General features: G+C 57.3%; 21 protein-coding genes and 1 other RNA gene. 8 read left to right on the plus strand and 14 right to left on the minus strand.

Annotated elements, in window-relative coordinates; genetic code table 11:
- Positions 1-163: 163 nt before the first annotated feature.
- The 14 genes from PHQ58_RS20975 to PHQ58_RS21040 form a co-directional block, all read right to left on the minus strand.
- Positions 164-979, minus strand: coding sequence for a hypothetical protein (locus PHQ58_RS20975; RefSeq protein WP_300115296.1), 816 nt, complete (start codon positions 977-979; stop codon positions 164-166).
- A gap of 33 nt (positions 980-1,012) precedes the next feature.
- The gene (locus PHQ58_RS20980; RefSeq protein WP_300115298.1) at positions 1,013-1,927 is read right to left on the minus strand and encodes a hypothetical protein; all 915 of its coding nucleotides are present in this window, start codon (positions 1,925-1,927) and stop codon (positions 1,013-1,015) included.
- Positions 1,928-2,044: 117 nt separating this feature from the next.
- Positions 2,045-2,479, minus strand: coding sequence for a hypothetical protein (locus PHQ58_RS20985; protein WP_300115301.1), 435 nt, complete (start codon positions 2,477-2,479; stop codon positions 2,045-2,047).
- Positions 2,480-2,592: 113 nt separating this feature from the next.
- Positions 2,593-2,784, minus strand: a complete 192-nt coding sequence (locus tag PHQ58_RS20990; protein WP_300115303.1) for a putative motility protein — start codon at positions 2,782-2,784, stop codon at positions 2,593-2,595.
- Positions 2,785-3,174: 390 nt separating this feature from the next.
- Positions 3,175-3,563: a transfer-messenger RNA gene (gene ssrA, locus PHQ58_RS20995) on the minus strand.
- Positions 3,564-3,581: 18 nt separating this feature from the next.
- Positions 3,582-4,268, minus strand: coding sequence for an HAD-IA family hydrolase (locus PHQ58_RS21000; protein ID WP_300115305.1), 687 nt, complete (start codon positions 4,266-4,268; stop codon positions 3,582-3,584).
- A complete protein-coding gene (gene ubiG, locus PHQ58_RS21005; RefSeq protein ID WP_300115308.1) occupies positions 4,265-4,987 on the minus strand; it encodes a bifunctional 2-polyprenyl-6-hydroxyphenol methylase/3-demethylubiquinol 3-O-methyltransferase UbiG in 723 nt (240 codons plus the stop codon). The genes PHQ58_RS21000 and ubiG overlap by 4 nt, the downstream gene beginning before the upstream one ends.
- 105 nt (positions 4,988-5,092) lie before the next feature.
- Positions 5,093-5,335, minus strand: a complete 243-nt coding sequence (locus PHQ58_RS21010; RefSeq protein WP_300115337.1) for a high-potential iron-sulfur protein — start codon at positions 5,333-5,335, stop codon at positions 5,093-5,095.
- A 342-nt stretch (positions 5,336-5,677) separates the two neighbouring features.
- Positions 5,678-6,802, minus strand: a complete 1,125-nt coding sequence (locus tag PHQ58_RS21015) for a transglutaminase-like domain-containing protein (RefSeq protein ID WP_300115310.1) — start codon at positions 6,800-6,802, stop codon at positions 5,678-5,680.
- A 187-nt stretch (positions 6,803-6,989) separates the two neighbouring features.
- Positions 6,990-7,994 (minus strand): adenosine kinase, encoded by a 1,005-nt coding sequence (locus tag PHQ58_RS21020; protein ID WP_300115313.1) that lies wholly within the window; start codon positions 7,992-7,994, stop codon positions 6,990-6,992.
- Positions 7,995-7,996: 2 nt separating this feature from the next.
- Entirely contained in the window at positions 7,997-8,773 is a 777-nt protein-coding gene (locus PHQ58_RS21025; protein ID WP_300115315.1) for a ferredoxin--NADP reductase, read from the minus strand.
- A gap of 141 nt (positions 8,774-8,914) precedes the next feature.
- Entirely contained in the window at positions 8,915-9,439 is a 525-nt protein-coding gene (locus tag PHQ58_RS21030) for a TlpA disulfide reductase family protein (RefSeq protein ID WP_300115318.1), read from the minus strand.
- A gap of 67 nt (positions 9,440-9,506) precedes the next feature.
- Positions 9,507-12,137, minus strand: a complete 2,631-nt coding sequence (gene alaS / locus PHQ58_RS21035) for an alanine--tRNA ligase (RefSeq protein ID WP_300115320.1) — start codon at positions 12,135-12,137, stop codon at positions 9,507-9,509.
- 36 nt (positions 12,138-12,173) lie between these two features.
- Positions 12,174-13,568 carry a PLP-dependent aminotransferase family protein gene (locus PHQ58_RS21040; protein WP_300115322.1) on the minus strand — a complete coding sequence of 465 codons (1,395 nt, stop codon included), beginning with the start codon at positions 13,566-13,568 and terminating at the stop codon, positions 12,174-12,176.
- A 146-nt stretch (positions 13,569-13,714) separates the two neighbouring features.
- On the opposite strand from PHQ58_RS21040, the gene gabT reads away from it, so the two are divergent.
- The 8 genes from gabT (at position 13,715) to PHQ58_RS21080 (ending at position 23,540) form a co-directional block, all read left to right on the plus strand.
- The gene (gene gabT, locus PHQ58_RS21045; RefSeq protein ID WP_300115324.1) at positions 13,715-15,007 is read left to right on the plus strand and encodes a 4-aminobutyrate--2-oxoglutarate transaminase; all 1,293 of its coding nucleotides are present in this window, start codon (positions 13,715-13,717) and stop codon (positions 15,005-15,007) included.
- An 81-nt stretch (positions 15,008-15,088) separates the two neighbouring features.
- Positions 15,089-16,183 (plus strand): ABC transporter ATP-binding protein, encoded by a 1,095-nt coding sequence (locus PHQ58_RS21050; RefSeq protein ID WP_300115326.1) that lies wholly within the window; start codon positions 15,089-15,091, stop codon positions 16,181-16,183.
- A gap of 53 nt (positions 16,184-16,236) precedes the next feature.
- The gene (locus PHQ58_RS21055; RefSeq protein WP_300115327.1) at positions 16,237-17,268 is read left to right on the plus strand and encodes an ABC transporter substrate-binding protein; all 1,032 of its coding nucleotides are present in this window, start codon (positions 16,237-16,239) and stop codon (positions 17,266-17,268) included.
- 33 nt (positions 17,269-17,301) lie between these two features.
- Entirely contained in the window at positions 17,302-18,531 is a 1,230-nt protein-coding gene (locus PHQ58_RS21060; protein ID WP_300115328.1) for an ABC transporter permease, read from the plus strand.
- Positions 18,532-18,536: 5 nt separating this feature from the next.
- Complete coding sequence (locus PHQ58_RS21065) at positions 18,537-19,361, plus strand: ABC transporter permease (protein ID WP_300115330.1); 825 nt, start codon at positions 18,537-18,539, stop codon at positions 19,359-19,361.
- Between the two features lie 36 nt (positions 19,362-19,397).
- Positions 19,398-21,020, plus strand: a complete 1,623-nt coding sequence (locus PHQ58_RS21070; protein ID WP_300115332.1) for a methyl-accepting chemotaxis protein — start codon at positions 19,398-19,400, stop codon at positions 21,018-21,020.
- Entirely contained in the window at positions 21,020-21,967 is a 948-nt protein-coding gene (speB, locus tag PHQ58_RS21075; protein WP_300115334.1) for an agmatinase, read from the plus strand. Before PHQ58_RS21070 ends, speB begins: the two co-directional genes overlap by 1 nt.
- A 94-nt stretch (positions 21,968-22,061) precedes the next feature.
- The gene (locus tag PHQ58_RS21080) at positions 22,062-23,540 is read left to right on the plus strand and encodes an NAD-dependent succinate-semialdehyde dehydrogenase (protein WP_300115335.1); all 1,479 of its coding nucleotides are present in this window, start codon (positions 22,062-22,064) and stop codon (positions 23,538-23,540) included.
- The last annotated feature ends 252 nt before the right edge of the window (positions 23,541-23,792 follow it).

Below are 23,792 nucleotides of genomic sequence, written 5' to 3' on the forward strand. Positions count from 1 at the left end.
TCCAAAAATGCAAGCATATTTAGTGACTACATTATGAAGCCAAAAAAAGACCGTCATCAGACGGCCTTCATTGGGGAAATGCGGTGAAATTCAGGGAATTTGGGGAGAAAATCGGGAGGAACTTCAGATTAACCTGTCGTTGAGCTTGAGTCACGCCAAGCCGTTAAGTGTCATTTGGTTTTTGCATTCCCATCGCAAAATTCTGAATCGCTACCGCATCACTATCGATGCGGCTGCCAGCTGTACACCGCGATGCAAACCAACCAACCAGGGCGCTAATGTTGCTGTCGCTTATATAAACTTCGCGATCCACGTCCACCTTCCCAAGGCTGGGAGGCAGCGCTTCATCCCAAGAATCAAAAGGTATTGGTGCCGGTGCAATAAAGCATCCCGCATGGCTGGCCGACTGCATGAGTACCCAGCATTGACTATCGCTCATGCCATATGCGAAAAATGAGGAATTGGGTTTTTTTAGGCTAGCCCACTTTGGCAATGGAATCACTTCCAATGGCGGCGGCTCTGGCTCGACCAATGGCTGTTGTTGTGGGCCTCGACTCAGGATTTGGGATGGCTCAAATCGCTCCTGTCTTGCCGCGAGCAGCTGACGCAAAGCGACTAATTTGGCTTCGGCCATCTCCCGTTCTCGTTGGCGCGTGACTTCTGCCAGCGCAAGTTCCCTTTGTCGCTCAGCTTCAAATTGGGCCAATAGCGCCTTAGTGTTGTTGACAAGCATTTCACGCTCTGCCTCTGTCAGCACACGCCCTCCACCAGAACCATGGCCGTGAAAATCGGTTGCATGAGCTACACCATACCGTTTTGCAAAACAGTCAGAGCCCAGCACAATCAGTTGGCCGGCTTCTTCCACAACGTGAATTCTTGCGTAGACGCTATGCCCGCAATGGGGCTGCTGACAGCGAACGCGGTGTGATGGATCGACAGCGACTATTGCAAGCAGCTTGAATGGTTGAGTTTCTGCCATGAGTACAAATTTATTTAACGTGCGGCATCATGCTCAAACCACCAATCGTTTCATGTCCGATGATTCGCGGACATACCAAGAATGTGCATGAATGAGCTTCTTGACCTCAGGATGAATGCTAATGACACCTTCAGACTCCTCGAAAACGCGTCCATAAGCATTGCCACTGTCCGTAAGCAGGCTTGCTACCGCACCGTATGGACTCTTTGATTGGGTGAAGTCAGCGACTTGCTTGACCAAATCGTTGCGGTTGATCCCGTTGAGCGATTGCACAACCAACGCGATAATTTTGTGTACGTTCAAGTTGGGGCTGCGAGACCAATCGACAATACGATCTGTGAGTTCACGTCGCTTCTCTCGTGACAATTCGTCACTGGTCGGTTGTAAGGACGAAGAGACAGAGGAAGGAATCCTGACATTGGCGGAGTCAGGCTGTGGCTCCCGCCAGTTTGAGGGATAGAACTCAGGTTTTACGGGCTGCTGCATATCTTTTGGATACCAACGGTACAGTTCAAACGCCCGATACTGGAGCGCAGTCTGTATCTCGATGGCGTGGTCGGAAAGCCCGGCCAATGCACGAGGCAATAAGACTATGTTTGCGACTGCTGTGTGATAGCGCTCGTCGTAACACGTGAGAGGCCAAATGTGGCAGGCCTCGAACCCTTCAGCGGACTTTCCAAGGCCAGTCGCACGCTTTATAGCAACATTAGCGTAACTGTTGTCGTCGAACCGCACGCCGTCTACGATCTGCCCTCGGCGCTCGCCTTGGCCGATTCGGGCTCGGCGCACCTTTGGGAACATGGCCGCTGACCCAGTATCGCGCACGAGACGGTTGTGAAATTCGGCATTGACCCATAAACCAGTGTCGGCGACCAGAAGTGAAAGGTGGATGTCGTGCCGATTCAAAGACTCGAACATCAACTCTGATGCGACGATTTTTGATTTCACGATGCGCCTTGGTCAGCTAATTTTGGCCGTGAGTGATCCACGTCGGCGCACTCGGGTTTGCTGAAAAGCACGACATCGTCTCAGCTTTGAGGTCCCAATCGACAAACCTGCTAGCAGTCATTTCGCATCCAGCCGATCTCGGGATATGGCGGTCGCTTCGGATGAGAAACTTCCTGGATACCGAAGAATCACAGCCTCGAATGCGAACTCCATTAGCCCCATCTCCGCCAATGCAGTAAAGCCTGTCGAGACCTCCCGCTTCGTGACCACGCGCTCAACGGCCGGAACAATGCCGAGTCGCTTGATCATTTGCCAAGTTCGGGATGCTGGTTGCCGTTTCCCCTTTTTGGCAGAGAGCACTTCCTCGTAGGCATAAACGGCAGAGAGACATTCACGCTCGACCGCACTAGTAGCTCCATAGACTTCGGCACGGATTTGAATACCTCGCTTGCGAGCCTGATCAGCAAGATCAGGAGCTCCGCGTTCGCGGGCATTGACAGCAAAAGATTCGCAATCAGTTACGTTTTTGAGATTTGCTACTCTTGGGTCCATGATGCAATGGTACATGTGACCAAAGTAACGTCGAGAGCAGCACCGGATCGAATGATTTTCTCAACAGAATTAGAGTGCCTAATACCCATTCCCGCTGCTGACCGGTCAACGCTCTAAGCCATCGCGTTGACCTGCGTGCCCAAATTGCCACTCGTGGCCAACGGCAGGGCCTGTAGCAGCGCCAGCGCGCCGGTAGCCTGTATGTCCATGGCCTTCTTCAAAACCAAAACCTGGGCCGTTTGGGCAACTTGGCTTTGCTGCATTTGTGTCGCTGCATTGACCAGCGCGGCAGGGGAAATATCCATGGCGGACTCCTTTTGTGGCTGTCATCCATATCGGTTCGATCAACAACATTCTTGAGCACAGGGCGTTGCGAAGCACATCAATATCCTGTGGACGTGGTGGCGAAACGCCCATATTTCACGCATTCTCTATTCTCTGTCGCTACCGCCCACCAATTTCAACTTACAAACTACCCCCGCGTAAGTCCTTGATTTCATTGGAAGTAGCCTCTTGAAAACTCAAGAGGGTCGCTGAGAACAGAGAGAAAAAACGGGGCAATTTGGGCCAAAAACGCCCAGGAACACTCAAATTTAATAGCGAAAAACTCAAGAGGCAAACGCCGTAAGTGCGCGTCACCATTGAGGATTTTCCAAAAGAAAAGCCCAACTGAAAACAGTTGGGCTTTCTATGTATGGTGGAGCTGGGGGGATTTGAACCCCCGTCCGCAAACCTTCTTCGAACAGTTCTACATGTGTAGCCGTCTGATTTGGATCTCGCTTTTCACATCGCGCAGTGGCACGCTATGCAAATCGCCAGCAACCTATTTTCTCGAATCTCCCTAAGTTACCCAAAGAGACCCCAGCCGAATTAAATTACCCCACAGCCTGGATCGTCGAACCTTGCGATTTGACTACCCTTGCCCAGCCGATCGGCTGACTGTTGTGAGGCTCACGTGCAATTAAGCAGCGAGTGCGAAACGTTCGTCGTTTGCAGTTAGTTTTTTTGAATCAGTTTTACGAGCGCATTCAGCTCGACATGCCCTGCTGCGCGTCCGAATCCACGTCGAAACCAGTGCAGCCCCAAGACTCGTATTTTAGGCTTAGTCTGAAAATTGCAAGAGCGGCAAGAGCTCATTCACACAATTAATTGTGGCGTGGGCACCCCATTGGGTTGTATCGGCCTGCGCGCCAAGGTAACCGTAAGTGACTGCGACAGTCGCCATACCAGCGGCCAAACCCGCCACAATGTCGCGCTCATCGTCGCCCACATAGACGCAGCGGGCGGCATCCACGCCAATCTGGCGTGCTGCTTCCAGCAAAGGCGCCGGGTGTGGTTTGGCATGCGGAGTGGTGTCGCCGCTTACAATGGCAGCAGCGGTGTCGAACATGGGCATGGATTTGGTTAAGGGCAACGAAAACCGCTCTGACTTGTTGGTGACCACGCCCCAAAGCAGGCCGCGGGCTGTGAGCGACTGTAGTAGCTCAGGCACACCGTCAAAAATGTGCGTGTTCTGCGTCATGCAGCGCTCGTAGTTGGTAAAAAACTCTTCGCGCATGGTGTTGAACTCGGGGTGCTCAGGCGCCATACCAAATGCCACTCCCAGCATGCCCCGCGCACCGGCCCCGGCCATGGGGCGGTACTGAACAACTGGTAGCGATGGCAGACCACGCGCCACACGCATGGCGTCAGCGGCCATCCCCAAATCAGGCGCGCTGTCAATCAGTGTGCCATCCAAGTCAAACAGCACGGCCTGCACATTGGCGAACCGCGAATTGCCGCCGATCACAGTTGCGAACCCATTGGCTTTTGAGTCGCCAGCAGGTAATTGACACTGGTGTTGTCATTGAGCCAATAGCGCTGTGTGAGCGGGTTAAATGACAAGCCACGCGAATGCGTGACGTTGAGGTCAGCCGCGCGACAAAAGCCGGCCAATTCGCTGGGGCGAATCATCTTGGCATATTCATGTGTGCCACGCGGCAGCATGTTCAGCACATATTCGGCGCCCACAATGGCCTGCAAAAACGACATCGGATTGCGGTTCAACGTGGAAAAAAACACCCAACCGCCGGGTTTGACCAAGGTGGCGCATGCCTGCACCACAGATGCCGGGTCTGGCACGTGTTCCAGCATTTCCATGCAGGTCACGACATCAAAACCAGCAGGCTGTTCAAGGGCCATGGCCTCTGCGCTGATTTCGCGGTAGGTCACATTTTCGGTTTGGGCGTCGAGCGCATGCAGTTGGGCAATTCGTAGCACTTTGGTTGACAAGTCAATGCCCGTGGCCTTTGCACCTGATCGGGCCAGAGAGTCAGTCAAAATGCCGCCACCACAGCCGACGTCCAAAACAGTTTTACCCTGAAGTGAGCACAGGCTGCTCATCCAGGCAAGGCGCAAGGGGTTGATTTGGTGCAGGGGGCGAAATTCACCGTCGGCGTCCCACCAGCGGTGGGCCAGGTCTGAAAATTTGGCGAGTTCGGCCGCGTCGGCATTGATAGTTGGATTCATCCCCTGATTATCCAAAATTTACCATCGCCATGTGGCGCAAGGCCAAAAAACAAAACCCACCGCAAGGGTGGGTTTTGAGTGAACCGGGCGAGCCCAGTTGAAGGTTTAAGCCTTCTTGGCGTAAGCGCTGCACCAGCCCTTGGCTGTCACTTGTTTGCCAGCGAACAGCGGGCAGCCACCGGCGGCATCGCCAGCCTTGCCTTGGAACAGGGCACAGTTGCTGCACATTTGAGCAGCAGCGTGCTTGGGGTACTTCTTGGCATCAGCCTTGGTGGTGTCAGCCACATAACCCAGACCCTTGGCGGCGCCGTCAGCCTCATCCACCATAGGTGCAGCAGCCATCACCATGCCAGAAGCCAAAGCACTGGTACCAACCACAGATTGCAAAATGAATACGCGACGTGTTGTCATAGAGTAGTTTCCAAGTTAATTAAACAAAATTAGCAGCTGCACCAAGCACCGCCTAGCCTAACAACGCTATTGTCAGCTACCTGGTTGACAAACAGCAAGCGTCCGGTGAATAACCCATTAAATAAGTCATTCATTATTAATTTAAGCCAAACACCTGGCGAGGCCGCGCGCAGTTTAGTACAAGCGCAAGCAACAGCAACGAGGAAAACCCTCATCACTTGTGCCATCGGGTCACCCCAACGGTGCCAAGCAGGCGCGCCAATTGCGACTCAGCGAACATCAGGCCTTGATTTCCTGGGCACTGATCTGGTATTTGAAGCTGTCAGGGGAATACGAGTCAAGCCGCCCTGCTGCTGTTTCAGCGACGGGGTACATGAAAAAGCCCAGCTTATCGCCCTTGGAATGAGGCAAGCTGACATCATGCGCGGTGTTGAAGGCCATCCAGTTGCCTTCCCAGCCACCAAACAACGCCTTGTTGACCGGTGCAACCAGCGGATGCTGGGCCGACTTGATCCACTCGGCGGTTTCCATACGCATGACCTTGGCCACATCAGCCGGGTCCATCGCCACCCAGCCATGGTCTTTCAAATAAACCTCGGCACGACAATGCTGCGCGCCTTGCAGCTTGGCCGAGTTGCCACCCAACTCTCTGTACCCAAAGCCGCTGGGTGCCACGCGAAGGCCATAAACATCACGCGCAGGCAAACCTACCGAGCGACACAGGCCCACAAACAAGGCATTCAGATCGGCGCACTTGCCACCCAGGTTGCCAGTTTCCAGCATGGATTTGATGTCGCCCTCACCGCAGCCGCGCGTTTTGGGTTCGCGGTAAGTATTGGTCACGATCCAGTCGTAAATTTGCTGAGCTTTTTCGACATCGGTGTGCGCACCCTTGATGGCTTGTTGGGCGGTTTGGCGCACGAGGCCATCGGTCGGTAGCAAGGTGGTGGCCGCCAAGCGAGCCCGCAAGGTGGCGGCGTCTTCGGCCACGTCTTGCTTTTGCGACCAGTTCACAGCACGGCTTTGGGTTTGGATACGGCTGGTGAGTTCCACATAGGGTTGCGCCACGCCAGCGTCAAATTCGACATACAACATGCGAGCACCGCCCTCGCTGTCAGCGGTCAACAAGGCCTTGCCGTTGCTGCTGAAGTTGCTGGTCTGTGACTGCTGCCAGTCGGTGTTGACGCTAGGAACGGGTAACCAGACCTTGGTGCTGCCTTGCGGCTTGGCGATGTCAACGCGGGTGGTGACATCAAACGTGCGCCATTGGCCAGGCTGAGGCGAAAATTGCCGCTCTGGCCCAGTAGATTGGGCAAAATTAATAGCTGGCAGCGCAGATGCTGCAAGGGCTAGAGTCGATTTTTGTATAAATTGGCGACGTGCCAAATCATGAACGGTGGTCATTCAGAGAACTCCGGTATGGTGCAAAAAAAACCAGCCGAAGGTAGGTAAAGATACCTCAGTGCTGGCGAGAGAGGCTCGATTATCGTGGCCAATGCCAGTGCGCTGTATGCAGGGCGCGCCTCATCTTGTGGCGGTCACACCCGACTGTGCCCGATGTGACCACGACGTTTTGACGTCGGCAACTGTCTTACGCTGTCACGTGCCGGGTGAAGTCACCCTTCAACGAGTCCATCATCTCTTGGCTGAGCCGGTTGCCGTATTGCGACACCACGCGGCCGGCAGCCTGGTTAGCCAACCAGGCTGCGTGGTGGTGGCTGTGGCCGTGCGTAATGGCATACAAAAAGGCCCCGGCAAACATGTCGCCCGCGCCATTGGTGTCAATGGCGGTGACCTTGGCGGCAGCCACTTCGGTGACCTTGCCATCTTCCAGCACCAGGCAACCCTTGGCGCTGCGTGTCAGGCAGACCATTTTGGCCTGCGCACCCAGCTGCTGGCACATTTGCGCCAGGTCTTGCGTGCCACACCAGACCTGGGCCTCTTCCTCATTGCAAAACAAAAAATCCAGGTCATCACCCACCATGGCGTCCAGCCCAGGGCGGCAAAAGTTGATCATGCTCATGTCGCTGAGCGTGGTGGCCAGTTTGACGCCGGCCGACTTTGCAATCTCACGCCCTTTAACGGCGGCAGCCAGGCCAGTGGGCGACGCGGCCAGATAGCCTTCCATGTAATAAATCCGCGATTTGACAATTGTCTGCGGATGCAGCGCGGCCTCGTCGATGTCGGCCGTGGCCCCCAAAAACGTGCTCATGCTGCGCTCGGCATCAGGTGTCACCATCACCATGCAGCTGCCGGTTTGGCCCTGTGGCGGCTTGGTGTGCGTGAGGTTGGTTGCCACGCCATGCGACAGCAGGTCTTTGGTGTAGAAGTCGCCTAACTCATCGTCAGCCACACGGCATGAGTAAAACGCCTTGCCACCCAATTGAGCCAGGGCCACCACCGTATTGCCTGCTGAGCCGCCGCCGGTGCGGTGTGATTTTGCAGCCTGCACGTGCTTGAGCAGCTCTGTGCGGCGCTCGGCATCAATCAGGGTCATGTGGCGCTTCTCAACGCCCGCAACCTGCAGTTGGGCGTCAGATACTTCGTATTCGGAGTCAACCAGCGCGTTGCCGATGGCGTAGAGGTGATAGGTCATGTTTATTGCTCAACAAACGCGCGTTCAACCACGAAGTCACCTTGCTTGGTGGTGTTGCCCTCCATGAAGCCGCGCTTTTCCAGAATGGCTTTCAAGTCTTTCAGCAGCGCCGGGCTACCACACATCATGGCGCGGTCAGTGGCCGGGTCAAACTTGGGCATGCCCAGATCGGCCTGCATTTTCCCCGACTCAATCAGGTCGGTCACCCGACCCTGGTTTCGGAAAGGTTCCCGGGTCACCGTGGGGTAGTACAGCATTTGCTTGGTGACCATTTCACCCAAAAATTCGTGCTCAGGCAGCTCATGCATGAGGTAGTCGTGGTAGGCCAGTTCAGCCACCTCGCGCACACCGTGTACCAGAATCACTTTTTCAAACTTTTCATAGGTATCAGGGTCACGCACGATGCTCAAAAACGGTGCCAGGCCGGTACCGGTGCCAAACAGGTAAAGGTTTTTGCCGGGCAGCAGGTAGTCAATCAAAAGTGTGCCGGTGGGTTTTTTGCCCACCACAATCTGGTCGCCCACCTTGATGTGCTGCAGCCTGGAGGTGAGTGGGCCGTCTTGCACCTTGATACTCAGAAACTCCAGGTGGTTTTCGTAATTGGCACTGACGATGCTGTAGGCCCGCAACAGTGGCTTGCCGTTCGCGTCGCGCAGGCCGATCATGGTGAAGTGGCCGTTGGAAAACCGCAGGGTTTCGTCACGCGTGGTAGTAAAACTGAAAAGCCGATCGGTCCAGTGGTGGACGCTTAAAACGGTTTCATTCAAAAAAGCACTCATGTTTCGCCTTGGAAGTGGGGAGCTGTCAAAAGGATAGGAGTCTAAAACACCAGGAAAATTTTGCCCTGATATAGCGCAATGGCCAAAAATTTCTCACGCGGATCAAGACGGTAAAGCAGCAGTTGCCGCATCAGGGTGCACCTAAAAAAGGGCCTGAAGCAAACGGCTGGCCGGCTGACCGGTCCAGTCCACCTCACCCTGCACCACGGCACGCACCTTGCCATCGGCGGCCACCAGCACGGTCGTCGGGAACGCTTTGACGCCCCACTGGCGTGCCACCAAACCTTGAGGATCAGGCAGTACTGGCAACTGCAGCGCCGTTTTTTTCACAAAATTGTCAATCGTCGGCCGCGATTGCTTGAAGTTCACCGCCAGCACCACCAGTTTCTCTGGCCCGTAAAGCTCGGCCACGGTTTGCAGGGACGGCATTTCATTCAGACAAGGTTCACACCAGCTGGCCCAAAAGTTGATCAGCACCGCCCGGCCCTTGAGGTCGCGCAAGTGCCAGACGTGGCCAGACATGTCGCTCACGGCAAATTCAGGCGCCCGCTGCGCCGCTGGCCAGGTGATCACTTGGTAGCCCTGCGCCATTGCGTTTGAAGCTACCAGGGCTACCAGCGCGCAAACCAACATGCGCCACCAGTGCAGCAATAAATTATGATTCAAATCAACCTCTAGCCCTTGTATATATTGCGCAAGAAGCTATATATTTAATAGCAAGCAAAGGCATGGACTAGAGCTTTGGCAGTACCCAAGCTTGCACACTGGCCAAAGCTGCGTCGAGCTTGGCTGGCTCGGTACCGCCGGCCATGGCCATGTCCGCCTTGCCGCCGCCCTTGCCACCCACTTGGCCAGCGACAAAGTTGACCAGCTCACCGGCCTTGACCTTGGCCGTGGTGTCAGCCGTTACGCCCACCGCAATTTGCACCTTGGCGCCGTCGACCACACCGAGCACGATCACGGCGGTTTTCAGCTTGTCCTTGAGCTTGTCCATGGTGTCGCGCAAGGTTTTTACGTCTGCGCCTTCGAGCCTAGCCACCAGCAGCTTGACACCGTTGATGTCTTGCGCCTGCGTCACCAGTTCATCGCCCTGGGCGCTGGCCAGCTTGCCCTTGAGCGCGGTTAACTCTTTTTCCAAGGTCTTAACGTGGTCCAGCACCGACATCAAGCGGTCGTTCACCTCCGCAACTGGGGCTTTGAGCATACTGGCAGTCTGGCCGACCGTGTCTTCCAGATGCTGCAAGTAGGCCAGCGCGTGGTCGCCCGTGACGGCCTCAATGCGGCGCACGCCTGACGCTACGCCACTCTCGCCCACCACCTTGAACAAACCAATCTCACCAGTGTGTCGCACATGGGTGCCGCCACACAGTTCGCGGCTGCTACCGATGTCAAGCACACGCACTGATTCGCCGTATTTCTCGCCAAACAGCATCATCGCGCCGGTTTTCTGGGCGGATTCGATGTCCATGACACGCGCTGCAGTAGCGGCATTGGCCAAGATTTCATGGTTTACCCGGGCTTCAATTTCACGAATCTCGGCATCGGTTACCGGGGCGTTGTGGGCAAAGTCAAAACGCGTGCGCTCCGGGTTCACCAAACTGCCTTTCTGCTGCACATGGCTGCCCAGCACTTCGCGCAAGGCCTTGTGCATCAAGTGCGTGACCGAGTGGTTGCGCTGGGTGGCCGCGCGCAAGCTGGAATTGACGTGCGCCGTGACGCTGTCACCCACACCCAGCGTGCCGGTTTTCAGGGTGCCGTGGTGGCCGAACACATCAGCCTTGATTTTTTGCGTGTCTGCCACATCAAACAGGGCCGACTCGCAAAAAATCGCGCCTGCATCACCCACCTGACCACCGCTTTCGCCATAAAACGGCGTGGTGGCCAATACCAGCACCCCGTTTTGGCCCACTTTCAGCTCGGCCACGCTGGTGCCGTCGAGGTAAATGGCTTTGATTTGTGTCACCGCGGTCAAATGCTCGTAGCCGACAAATTCATTGCCCGCGCCGGTGTACTCCAGCGCCTTGCCCTGTTTGAACTTGCCCGCAGCGCGGCCTTGGGATTTTTGTCGTTCCATGGCGGCGGCAAAACCTGCCTCATCCACCGTTAAGCCACGTTCACGGCACACATCGGCCGACAGATCCAGCGGGAAACCATAGGTGTCGTGCAGCTTGAAGGCCACGTCACCAGGCAACACCTTGACGTCATCGGCAAGAGCCTCATCCAGAATCTGCATGCCAACTTCAAGCGTTTCGTAAAAGCGCTCTTCCTCAACCCGCAGCACGTCCATGATGCGCGCGGCCTGTGCGGCCATGCTGGGGTAAGCGTCACCCATGACGGCCACCAGATCAGGCACCATTTTGTGGAAAAACGGTGTTTTCTGACCCAGCTTGTAGCCGTGGCGGATGGCACGGCGAATGATGCGGCGCTGCACGTAGCCTCGGCCTTCATTGCCCGGCAGCACGCCGTCGCTCACCAAAAATGCGGTGGCACGGATGTGGTCGGCAATCACCTTGAGCGAGTTGTTGCCCAGGTCAGCCGTGTGGGTTTCACGGGCGGCGGCCTTGATCAGCGCGGCAAAAATGTCTATTTCGTAGTTGCTGTGCACATGTTGCAGGATGGCGGCCAGGCGCTCCAGCCCCATGCCAGTGTCCACACAGGGCGCGGGCAGCGGCGTGACAGCGCCGGTTTCGTCCATGTTGAACTGCATGAACACGTTGTTCCAGATTTCAATGAAGCGGTCGCCGTCTTCATCGGGGCTGCCAGGTGGGCCGCCGGGAATGTGGTCACCGTGGTCGTAAAAAATCTCGCTGCACGGGCCACACGGGCCAGTGTCGGCCATCATCCAGAAGTTGTCTGACTTATAACGCCCACCCTTGTTGTCACCAATGCGAATCACACGCTCAGGTGGCAGGCCAATTTCTTTGGTCCAGATGTCATAGGCTTCGTCGTCCTCCTGGTAGACCGTGGCCAGCAAGCGGTCGGCGGGCAGCTTGTAGACCACCGTTAGCAGTTCCCAGGCCCACTTCAAGGATTCGCGCTTGAAGTAGTCACCAAAGCTCCAGTTGCCCAACATCTCAAAAAAGGTGTGGTGGCGCGCGGTGTAGCCGACGTTTTCCAGGTCATTGTGTTTGCCACCAGCACGCAGGCAGGCTTGAACGGACGCCGCTCTGACGTAGCTGCGTTTGTCGGTGCCCAAAAACACGTCCTTGAACTGCACCATGCCCGAATTGGTGAACATCAGCGTGGGGTCGTTGCCGGGCACCAGCGGGCTCGATGGAACCACGGTGTGGCCTTTGGAGGCAAAGAAGTCGAGGAAAGTCTTGCGAATGTCGGCGACAGTCACCGGGGCAGCGGTTGGGTTCATGGTGTGCGGGGAGTCAAAAGGAGCGATTTTAGGTGATCAAGGCGTTTTGCACTGGGCATCCAGGAAGGCAAAGATGGCCGGTTCGTCACAAAAGATGACGTTAAAACGCAGCCACGGGCTGGTCTGCAAATCGGGGCTGAACAAATGGCCGGGACCCAGCAAGATGTCTTGTTCGGCGGCTTTGTAGGCCAGTTCGGCCGAATCGGCCAGCGACGGGTGCCTGGCCCACAAAAAGATACCGGCTTTGGGTTCGCAAAAAATCTCGAAACCCACCTTGAGCAACTCCGAGGCGGCTGACACATGGGCCTTGGCAAGCCGCTCACGCAAGCCCTTCACATGTTTGCGGCAACGTCCATCGGTCTGGGCTTCATAGGCCAGGCGCTCGCTGAACTCACTTGAGGTCAAGCCCGAAATCATCTTGAGCTGCGCCAGGTCTTCCAGCAAATCCGGGTTGGCAGCCAAGTAGCCAACGCGGATGTTGGGCGAGATCGTCTTGGAGAAACTGCTGATGTAAATCACCCGGTTGAGCTGGTCCAAACTGGCAAGCGATGGCCGCGGCTCCGGGTCCAGGTCGGCATAAATGTCGTTTTCAACCACCAAAAAATCGTACTTATCGGCCAGCTGCATGACTCGGTGCAGGTGTGCCAGTTGGGCAATGGAGCCAGTGGGGCTTTGCAGGCGTGGCTGGGTAAAGAATACCTTGGGCTTTTCTTCGATCACCAGCCGCTCAAGCTCTGCCAGGTCATAACCCGCTGGCGTGCGCTGCACACCGATCAGGCGTGCTCCCAAAAACCGCAAGGAAAACAACAGGTTGGGGTAGCCAGGGTCGTCCACCAGCACCGCATCGCCCGGGCGCACCAGGCGGCGCGCGACCAAATCCATGGCCTGGCTGGAGCCCTGCGTTAGCAGCACCTGCTCGGCAGTGACAGCAATTTCTTGCTCGGCCAACATTTCACGCACCAGCTTGCGCAGCGGCAAATAGCCTTTGGGTTCACCGTAGCCACTTAAATCGACATCGTCGGCAGCCAGGCTGCGCAAGCCCCGACGCATACCGTCCTGAAACAACCAATCCCCTGGCAGCCAGCCACAACCAGGTTTCATGCGAAGAGCGCGATTCTCGAAGATGCGACGCAGGTACCACATCGAATCAAAACTGAAGTTGGGTCCGTGGCCAGGCAGCTCGGTGACAGACGTGGGCCGCTGCTTGACAAAAAAGCCAGAGTGCGGGCGCGAGGCAAAGTAGCCTTGGGCCACCAGCCGGTCATAGGCATCCACCACGGTGAACACACTCACGTTGTGGGCATGGGCAAACTGGCGAATCGACGGTGCCTTGGAGCCTGGGCGCAACTCGCCCGCTTCAATGGCAGTACGAAAACCGGCCACGATCTGCAGCACCAGCGGCGTAGAACTTTGCGGATTGAGCGTGAACATGGATGAATCAGGGTTTCTGTGTACTGGTGCCCAAGGCTACACAGTACGTCTCAAAAAAGACCCAACTGTATATGGTCGCACGGCCACATCACCACTACAGTCAAACCACTTTACCCACACCAACCCCCTGTTCAGGAGTGAAACCCATGCTTACCAAGACCCAAAAAACCAACGCCGCCCTGATGGCCCGCCGAGCTGCGGCCATTCCCCGTGGTGTCGGCCAAAGCCACGAAGTGTTCATTGCCCGCGGTGAAAACGCCGAAGTGTGGGACGTGGAAGGCAAGCGTTACATCGACTTCGCTGGTGGCATTGCCGTGCTCAACACCGGCCACTGCCGCCCCGAGATCATGCAAGCTGTCAAGGACCAGATTGACAACTTCACGCACACCTGCTTCCAGGTGCTGGCGTACGAGTCTTATGTGGAACTGGCCGAGCGCATCAACGCTTTGGCACCGGGCAACTTTGCCAAGAAAACCCTGTTTTTGACGACCGGCGCTGAAGCGGTTGAGAACGCCATCAAGATTGCCCGCTCACACACCAAACGCAGTGGCATCATTGCGTTTACCAGTGGTTACCATGGCCGCACCCTGCTGACCCTGGGTTTGACCGGCAAAGTAGCCCCTTACAAATTGGGTTTTGGACCCTTCCCGAACGAGATTTACCACGCCCAGTTTCCCAATGCCGCACACGGCGTGAGCGTGGACGACGCCATGGCCTCGATTGAACTGATCTTCAAGAACGACATCGAAGCCAGCCGCGTGGCCGCCATCATCATCGAGCCCGTGCAAGGCGAAGGTGGCTTCAATGTGGCCCCCACCGAATTTTTGCAGCGCCTGCGTGCCCTGTGCGACCAGCACGGCATTTTGATGATTGCTGATGAAATCCAAACCGGCGCTGGCCGCACCGGCACCTGGTTTGCCATCGAGCAAAGCGGCGTGGCCCCCGACATGATCACCATGGCCAAGTCGATGGCCGGTGGTTACCCGATTTCAGGCGTGGTGGGCCGCGCCGAGGTGATGGACGCCCCCGCTGCCGGTGGTCTGGGCGGCACGTACGCCGGCAGCCCGATTGCCTGCGCCGCGGCACTGGCCGTGCTGGATGTGTTTGAGAAAGAAAACCTGCTGGAACGCAGCCGCACACTGGGCGCTCACATGGTCGCCAGGCTCAAAACCATGGCCGCCAAAGACCCACGCATTTGCGACGTGCGCGGTTTGGGTGCCATGGTGGCCATTGAGTTGTGCAAAAACGGTGACCCGCACCAACCCAGTGCAGAGCTGGCCAAGGCCCTGGCGTCTGAGGCCACCAAGCGCGGCCTGATCTTGCTCACTTGCGGCACTTACGGCAACGTGGTGCGCATTCTGGTACCCCTGACGGCCAGCGATGCGATCGTAAACGAGGGTCTGGACATCATCGAAGCCTGCTTGGCTGCGGTGGCCTGATTGGCACGGTATTTGCGTAGTTAAAACAGCTTGTATCCCATACCCCACGGGCATCAAGTGCTTTTGAAAGAATAGCAAATAATGGCTTTGTCTGACCCCCTCGTTCGCTTTACCGGCGTCCAAAAGACCTATGACGGCAGCACCCTGGTGGTGCGTGACCTGAACCTGGAGATCCAGAGCGGCGAATTCCTGTCGCTGCTCGGGCCTTCAGGCTCAGGCAAAACCACCACGCTGATGATGCTGGCCGGATTTGAGTCGCCTACCTCGGGTGAAATTCTCCTGGCGGGCAAGTCCATCACCAAAACACCGCCGCACAAGCGCAACTTTGGCATGGTGTTCCAGAACTATGCGCTGTTTCCGCACATGTCCATTGCCGACAACGTGGCTTACCCGCTCACGGTGCGCAACATGGGCAAATCGGAGCGTGAAGACAAGGTCAAGCGCGCACTCGACATGGTTCACCTGGCTGACAAGGGCGACCGTTACCCGGGCCAACTCTCGGGCGGACAACAGCAGCGCGTGGCCTTGGCGCGTGCACTGGTGTTCAACCCGCAGCTGGTGCTGATGGACGAACCCTTGGGCGCACTGGACAAGCAGTTGCGCGAACACATGCAGATTGAGCTGAAAGAGCTGCACCGCAAACTCGGCCTGACCTTTGTCTATGTGACCCATGACCAGTCTGAAGCGCTGACCATGTCAGACCGGGTAGCGGTATTCAATGACGGACTGATCCAACAGATTGACAGCGTCACCACGCTGTATGAGACACCGGTGAACCGCTTTGTGGCCAGCTTTGTCGGTGACAACACCGTGTTGGACGCGCAAATCACCACCACAGAGCGCGGCGCCGGTGGCATTTGCAAGGTGCGCCTGCCCTGTGGTACTGAATTGCAGGCGCAAGACATCAATGGTGCGCCGTTGAATTACCCGGTGCAGGCCTGCATTCGCCCCGAGCGAGCCCTGATCAGCCCCGGCACAGAGCCCGCGCCCGCCAACAGCCTGCGCGCCCAGGTGAACGACGTGATTTATTACGGCGACCACTTGCGCATGCGCTGCCAGGTGGACAAACAAGCCCCGGCCACTGTCAAAATTTCGCTTTCCAGCCCCAACCTGCCGCACGCCGGTGACGCCATTTGGCTGGTTTTGCCCCCCGAGCATTTGCGGGTCTATGCCTGACCCGTGTGCATTTTTTTAGTTCTGTTTTACCCCCAAAAAGAAGGAGCCTGTCGATGAAACTTACCCCCCTGGTTGCGGCCTGTGCTGCACTGTTTACCCTGTCGGTCCAAGCCGAAACCCAATTGACCGTGGTCAATTTTGGCGGTGCCAACGGCAACGCCCAAAAAATCGCTTACTTTGCCCCATTCGAAAAGGCCACCGGCACCAAAGTGCTGGGTGTGGAATACAACGGCGAGCAGGCCAAAATCAAGGCCATGGTCGAAGCCAAGAAAGTCAATTGGGACGTGGTTGAAGTCGAATCCCCCGACGTGGCACGCGGCTGTGACGAAGGCCTGTTCGAAAAATTGGATTACAGCAAGATCGGCAAAAAGGCTGACTTCACCCCTGCAGCCATTCACGAGTGCGGCATCGGCACCTTTGTCTGGTCCACTGTGATGGCGTACGACGGCGACAAGCTCAAAACCGCCCCCACCACCTGGGCCGATTTCTGGGACGTGAAAAAATTCCCCGGCAAACGCGCCATGCGCAAGGGTGCCCGTTACAACGTCGAATTTGCCTTGATGGCCGACGGCGTGCCAGTGGCCGATGTGTACAAGGTACTGAAAACCAAAGATGGTGCTGACCGTGCGTTCAAGAAGCTGAGCGAACTCAAGGCCAACATCCAGTGGTGGGAAGCCGGTGCGCAACCGCCCCAGTTCCTGGTGGCAGGCGACGTGGTCATGACCACCGCTTACAACGGCCGCATTGACGCCGCTCAACGCGAAGGTAAAAACCTGAAGATCACCTGGACCGGTGGCATTTATGACCTGGACTACTGGGTCATGCCAAAAGGCACACCCAACAAGGAAGCCGCACTGAAGTTCATTGCCATGGCCAGCAGCGCAGACGCGCAGGCTGAGTACGCCAAAAACATCGCCTACGGCCCGACCAACACCAAGGCGCTGGCCAAGTTGGATGCCAAAGTGCTGTCCGGACTGCCCACCGCACCTGCCAACGCCAAAACCGCGTTGCAGTTCAACGTGACTTTCTGGGCTGACCAGGGCGAGGCGCTGGAGAAGCGTTTCACCGCCTGGGCGGCACAGTAAGTTGACACAGGAGAGATGGCAATGACTGTCGCGATGACCACAATTCCTGGCAACCTGGCGGCACAGTTGCGGCGCTCGCAGCGACGCAAAAAAGCCTTTGCCATCTCTCTGACACTGCCACTGCTGATTTTTTTACTGGCCACTTTCATCGTGCCGATTGGCGCGCTGCTGATACGCGCCATCGAAAACCCCGAAGTGGCCAGCACGCTCGCACAAACCGTGAAGGTGCTGGACAAATGGGACCGCACCTCCAACCCGCCAGATGAGGCCTATGCGGCGCTGGCCAACGACTTCACCAACATTGCCGAGCAGTCCGATGCAGGTGGACTGGCACGCCGCCTCAACAGCGAGATCAGCGGCGCCCGGTCACTGGTCATGGGGACTTTCCGCGCCCTGCCATTCGAAGCAGGAATGACCCCCGCGCAAGTCAAGGCCCACATGCTCGAAGTGGACCCCCGTTGGAGTGAGTTGGGGTACTGGCGCGCCATCGCCAAAAATGGCTCGCGCTGGACACCCGACTACCTGCTGGCCTCGGTCGACCTGAAACGCGACATTCAAGGCAACATTGTCAATGTCGACCCTGAGTCTGCGGCTTTTTTCAAAATACTGATGCGCACCTTCAGTGTCAGCGCCGTGGTGACCTTCTTTTGCCTGCTGCTGGGTTACCCGCTGGCCTATTGGCTGTCAACCCTGACACCGCGCCAGGCGAACATCTTGATGATTCTGGTGCTTGTGCCGTTCTGGACCTCGGTGCTGGTGCGCTCTGCGGCGTGGATTGTTCTGTTGCAAACCAATGGCGTGATCAACCGATTTTTTCTGGACCTGGGCCTGATCAACGAGCCACTGCCGCTGCTCTTCAACCGGGTCGGGGTCATCATTGCGATGGTGCACATCTTGCTGCCGTTCATGATCTTGCCGCTGTACAGCGTGATGAAATCTGTGCCCCCCACTTACTTGCGCGCTGCCGTATCGCTGGGCAGCTCACCTCTGGCGGCGTTTTTCAGGGTCTACATGCCGCAAACCTTTCCGGGTATGGGTGCGGGTGGCCTGCTGGTGTTCATCCTGAGCATTGGGTACTACGTGACCCCTGCCCTGCTGGGCGGGCCTGATGACCAGATGCTGAGCTACTACATTGCCCAGTACACCAATGTCACCGTCAACTGGGGCATGGCCTGCGCGCTGGGTGCCGTGCTGCTAAGTGCCACGCTGGTGCTGTACGCGGTGTACCGCCGCACGGTCAAGTCTGAACTGAGCCTGGGATAAACCACATGTCACTACCTGCCCGTCCCATGTTTCCCGCCTACGCCACCCTGCCCGACAAAATCGGCTGGTATCTGCTGCGCGGTGTCGGCGTGTTGGTGCTGTTGTTTTTGCTGCTGCCAATTCTGGCCATCATTCCGCTGTCGTTCTCAAGCAGCTCCTTCCTGGCCTACCCCATGCCCGGCTGGTCACTGCAGTGGTATGAGAACCTGTTCACCTCCGAGGCCTGGAGCCGCGCCACCCGCAACAGCTTCATCGTGGCACCTTTGGCCACCATACTGGCCACCATTTTGGGCACCATGGCCGCCGTTGGCTTGGCACGCATCAATTTTTGGGGCAAAGGCTTGCTGATGAGCCTGTTGATCGCACCCATGGTGGTGCCGATTGTGGTGGTGGGGGTGAGCACCTATTTGTTCTTCGCCAAAATTGGCCTCAACGACACCTATTTGGGTCTGATTCTGGTGCACGCGGCCTTGGGTGCGCCCTTTGTGCTGACCACCGTGCTGGCCACGCTGCAGAGTTTTAACGAGAACCTGATCCGCGCGTCTTTAAGCCTGGGTGCGGGCCACCTGACCACGTTTTTCCGCGTTACCTTGCCGATCATTGCGCCGGGCGTGATCTCGGGTGCGCTGTTTGCTTTTGCCACGTCGTTTGACGAGGTGGTGGTGACGCTGTTCATTGCCGGGCCAGACCAGGTGACCCTGCCGCGCCAGATGTTCACCGGCATTCGCGAAAACATCAACCCGACCATTGCCGCCGTGGCCACCCTGCTGATCATCTTCACCACCTCGCTGATGCTGGCGCTGGAGTGGCTGCGCGGCAGAAGGCGTTAGAGACAAACGCGCCACCGTGCAAGAAAGATGCAACTCGTGAACAACCTGGAAAAAATGAAGCTGGGCACACGCCTGGCTTTGGGGTTTGGCTTGCTGCTGGTGCTGCTCATGGGCATGGCGGTCATGGCAGCACGTCAAATTACCGTGACCCATGATGCCCTGGATTACTACACGTCCACCACCACCCCGTCACTGGAGGCAGTGAAGTTCTGGCAAGAAAAAGTGGCTGCCATCCGAATGCTGCAAGCCCAGCACCTGATGACCGTGTCGGCCGACGAAATGGGCTCACTGGAAGGCAGCATTGACCAGGCCTACACCCAACTCAATCAGGCACTGGTCGGGCACGAGAAGCTGCTGGTCAATGACCAAGACCGTGAACTTTGGACAACCGTGACCGAAAGCACCCAGCTGGCCATGGCGAACTGGGACAAGCTCAAAACTATCGCACGCGAGTCCCTGACCGACCCTGACAAGGTCGAAGAAGCCCGTCGGCTGTTCACCGGCAAAACCGAGCGCCTGTTCAAGGCCACCATGGGAGCCATCGACAAGGAGTGGGAATTCAAATCCGGTGTGGCTTCCCAACTGACAGAAAAAGGAAACGCCACCTACCGTTTGTCCTTGTCTTTGCTGGCCATCGCCTGCGCCGTGGCACTGGCCGTGGGCGTGGCTGCTGCCGTGATGGTAGTGCGCTCCATCGCCCATCAAATGGGTGGCGAACCGACGGATGTCGCACGCATGGCCTTGGCCATTGCCGAAGGCGACTTGACCCAACGGGTGCAAACCCGCGCAGGGGACCACGGCAGCGTCATGGCCGCCATGGCCACCATGCAGGAGCGGCTGGCCGCTCTGGTGGGCGAAGTGCGTCAGAGCAGTGACAACATTGCCACCGGCTCCGCCGAAATCGCTACCGGCAATCTGGACTTGAGCCACCGCACGGAGGAACAAGCCAGCGACCTGCAACAGACCGTGAACGCCCTGGCGCAGCTCACGAACACCGTCAAACACAACGCCAACACCGCCGAAGAGGCCAACCGTCTGGCCGCCAGCGCCTCCACCACCGCAGTGGCGGGTGGGCACGCCGTGGCACAGGTCGTCACCACCATGCAGGGCATTGCGGCCTCGTCCAAAACCATCAGCGATATCACCAGCGTCATTGACAGCATCGCCTTCCAGACCAATATCCTGGCACTCAACGCAGCCGTAGAAGCGGCTCGGGCTGGCGAGCAGGGGCGCGGTTTTGCCGTGGTCGCCAGCGAGGTGCGCTCCCTGGCACACCGCTCTGCGGATGCAGCCAAGGAAATCAGGAAACTGATCTGTGCCAACGTGGAAAAAGTGGAGGTCGGGGCGCGCCAGGTCGATGATGCCGGCGTGTCAATTCAGGCCATCGTCACGCAGGTGCAGCATGTAAGTGCCTTGATCCGCGACATCCACAACGCCACGACCCAACAGTACCAGGGCATCAGCGATGTCAGCGCTGCCGTTGGCCGAATCGACCAGGTGACCTTGCAAAACGCCGCCCTGGTCGAGCAAAGCAGCGCCGCAGCCGACAGCCTGCGGGCGCAAGCCGTTCGACTGACTGAAGTGGTCGGCGTGTTTCGTCTGCATCACGCCGACTCCCCGGCGTCCGCATCCCCTAGCCCCTTGCTGTTAAATTCCTGATGTCAATTAAAAACCAACCCCTGTCTGGCAACGCCATGCCCCGTTTTGGCGGCATTGCCAGCATGCTGCGTCTGCCCGTGACCAATACGCCAGCGGGGCTAAACGCCGCCTTCATTGGCATTCCGCTGGACATCGGCACCAGCCACCGCCCTGGCGCCCGCTTTGGCCCGCGCGAAATCCGCTCGCAATCGTCGTTGATCCGACCCTACAACATGGCCACCGGGGCGGCTCCTTTTGACACCCTGCAAGTGGCTGACCTAGGTGATGTGCCCATCAACACCTACTCGCTTGAAAAGTCCCTGCCCATCATCACGGACTTCTACCGAACCGTGTTGGACGCTGGTTGCACCCCTTTGACACTTGGTGGCGACCACACCATCGCCCTGCCGATCCTGCGCGCCGTGGCTGCCAAACATGGGCCGGTTGCATTGGTGCACGTGGATGCGCATGCCGACGTGAATGACGACATGTTCGGCGAGCGCATTGCCCACGGCACACCGTTTCGCCGGGCGGTAGAAGAAAACCTGCTGGATTGCAAAAATGTGTTCCAGATTGGCCTGCGTGGCAGTGGCTACGCCTCGGACGACTTTGACTGGCCCCGCCAACAGGGCTTTACCCTGGTGCTGGCGCACGAAGTCTGGTACCAGTCCCTGGCCCCGCTGATGGCAAAAATCAGGGCGCAAATTGGCAACACACCGTGTTACCTGAGCTTTGACATCGACGGCATCGACCCGGCTTACGCTGGCGGCACCGGCACCCCTGAGATTGGCGGCTTGAGCGTGCCGCAGGCGTTGGAAATCATTCGCGGCTGCCATGGGCTCAACCTTGTCGGCTGCGACCTGGTGGAGGTGTCACCCCCGTATGATTTGAGCGGCAACACCGCACTGCTGGGGGCCAATCTGTTGTTTGAAATGTTGTGCGTGTTGCCCGGTGTCGGCAGACGCTGATGGTCACACCCTTAATTGCTATATTTAAAATAGCTACTTTCGCTTATACATCAATGGCTAGAGCCCTATTTATTATAAATTTACAGGAGTTTTCATGACTGCTTCAGTTTCACCGCTTTCCCTGCTCAATGACCCCACCCTGCTCAAAACCGATGCGTTGATCAACGGTCAATGGGTGTCTGGCGGCAGTCGTTTTGCCGTCACCGACCCGGCCACCGGCGCCCATCTGGCCGACGTGGCCAACCTTGGCCCGGCAGACGCTGAAGCAGCCATTGCCGCCGCCAACGCTGCCTGGCCCGCCTGGCGCAGCAAAACCGCCAAAGAGCGCAGCATCATCTTGCGCAAATGGTTTGATTTGCTGATGGCGAACCAAGACGATCTTGGCCGCATCATGACCGCCGAACAAGGCAAACCACTGGCAGAAGCCAAAGGCGAAGTCGCTTACGGTGCCAGTTTTGTCGAGTGGTTTGCCGAAGAAGCCAAACGCGTCAACGGCGAAACCCTGCCCCAGTTTGACAACAACCGCCGCCTGCTGGTGTTGCGTCAGCCCATCGGCGTGTGCGCCGCCATCACGCCATGGAACTTCCCGATTGCCATGATCACCCGCAAGGTCGCGCCAGCGCTGGCCGCTGGTTGCACCGTGGTCATCAAACCCGCTGAATTAACACCCCTGACGGCACTGGCCGCAGCTGAGCTGGCCATCCGTGCTGGCATCCCGGCGGGTGTGCTGAACATGATCACAGCAGACGCCGACAACTCGATTGCTGTCGGCAAGGTCATCTGCGCCAGCGACATCGTGCGCCACATCAGCTTCACCGGCTCCACCGAAGTCGGCCGCATCTTGATGGCCCAATCAGCACCCACCGTCAAGAAAATGTCGCTGGAACTCGGTGGCAACGCACCCTTCATCGTGTTTGACGATGCCGACATCGACAGCGCCGTGGAAGGCGCTTTTGCCAGCAAATACCGCAACGCCGGCCAAACCTGCGTGTGTTCCAACCGCTTCTACGTGCAAGCCGGTGTGTATGACGAATTCGTCACCAAATTTGCCGCCAAGGTCAAAACCGCCAAGGTCGGCAACGGCTTTGACGAGGGTGTCAACCAAGGCCCGCTGATTGAAGAGGCTGCGTTACAAAAAGTTGAGCGCCATGTGCAGGATGCGGTGGCCAAAGGCGCCCGTTTGCTGGTCGGTGGCAAGCGCCTGGCCGGTCAATTTTTCGAGCCCACGGTGGTGGCTGATGCCACGGCAGACATGATGTGCGCCACCGAAGAAACCTTTGGGCCATTTGCACCAGTGTTCAAGTTTGAAACTGAAGCTGAGGCCATCTTTGCCGCCAACAACACTGAATTCGGCCTGGCCAGCTACTTCTACAGCCGCGACGTTGGCCGCATCTGGCGCGTATCGGAGGCGCTGGAGTACGGCATGGTGGGCGTCAACGTAGGCATTCTGGCCACAGAACACGTGCCATTTGGCGGTGTCAAACAATCCGGCTTGGGCCGCGAAGGCTCGCACCACGGCATGGATGACTATGTGGAAATCAAATACATCTGCATGGGCGACATTCTGAAGTAACCCGCCTGGCGAACTTATTTTTATAGCTACTAGCCCAATATTTATAAGGGCTAGAGGCATAAAAAGCATGCAAATATAGGGGGCATGCCTTGCCCCCTATAATTCATGCCTCGCGGGTGTAGTTTAATGGTAGAAGTCCGCCTACCAATGAAAACAAGCTTTTTAAGCCAAAAACCTACGCCAAAACCTACGCCAAATAAACACCTCATCGGGGTCGTATAGCGTTGCACAAATGTTGTTGCTCAAATTTCA

Origin of the sequence: Rhodoferax sp. (genome assembly GCF_028688795.1) — a bacterium.
GTDB lineage: Bacteria > Pseudomonadota > Gammaproteobacteria > Burkholderiales > Burkholderiaceae_C > Rhodoferax.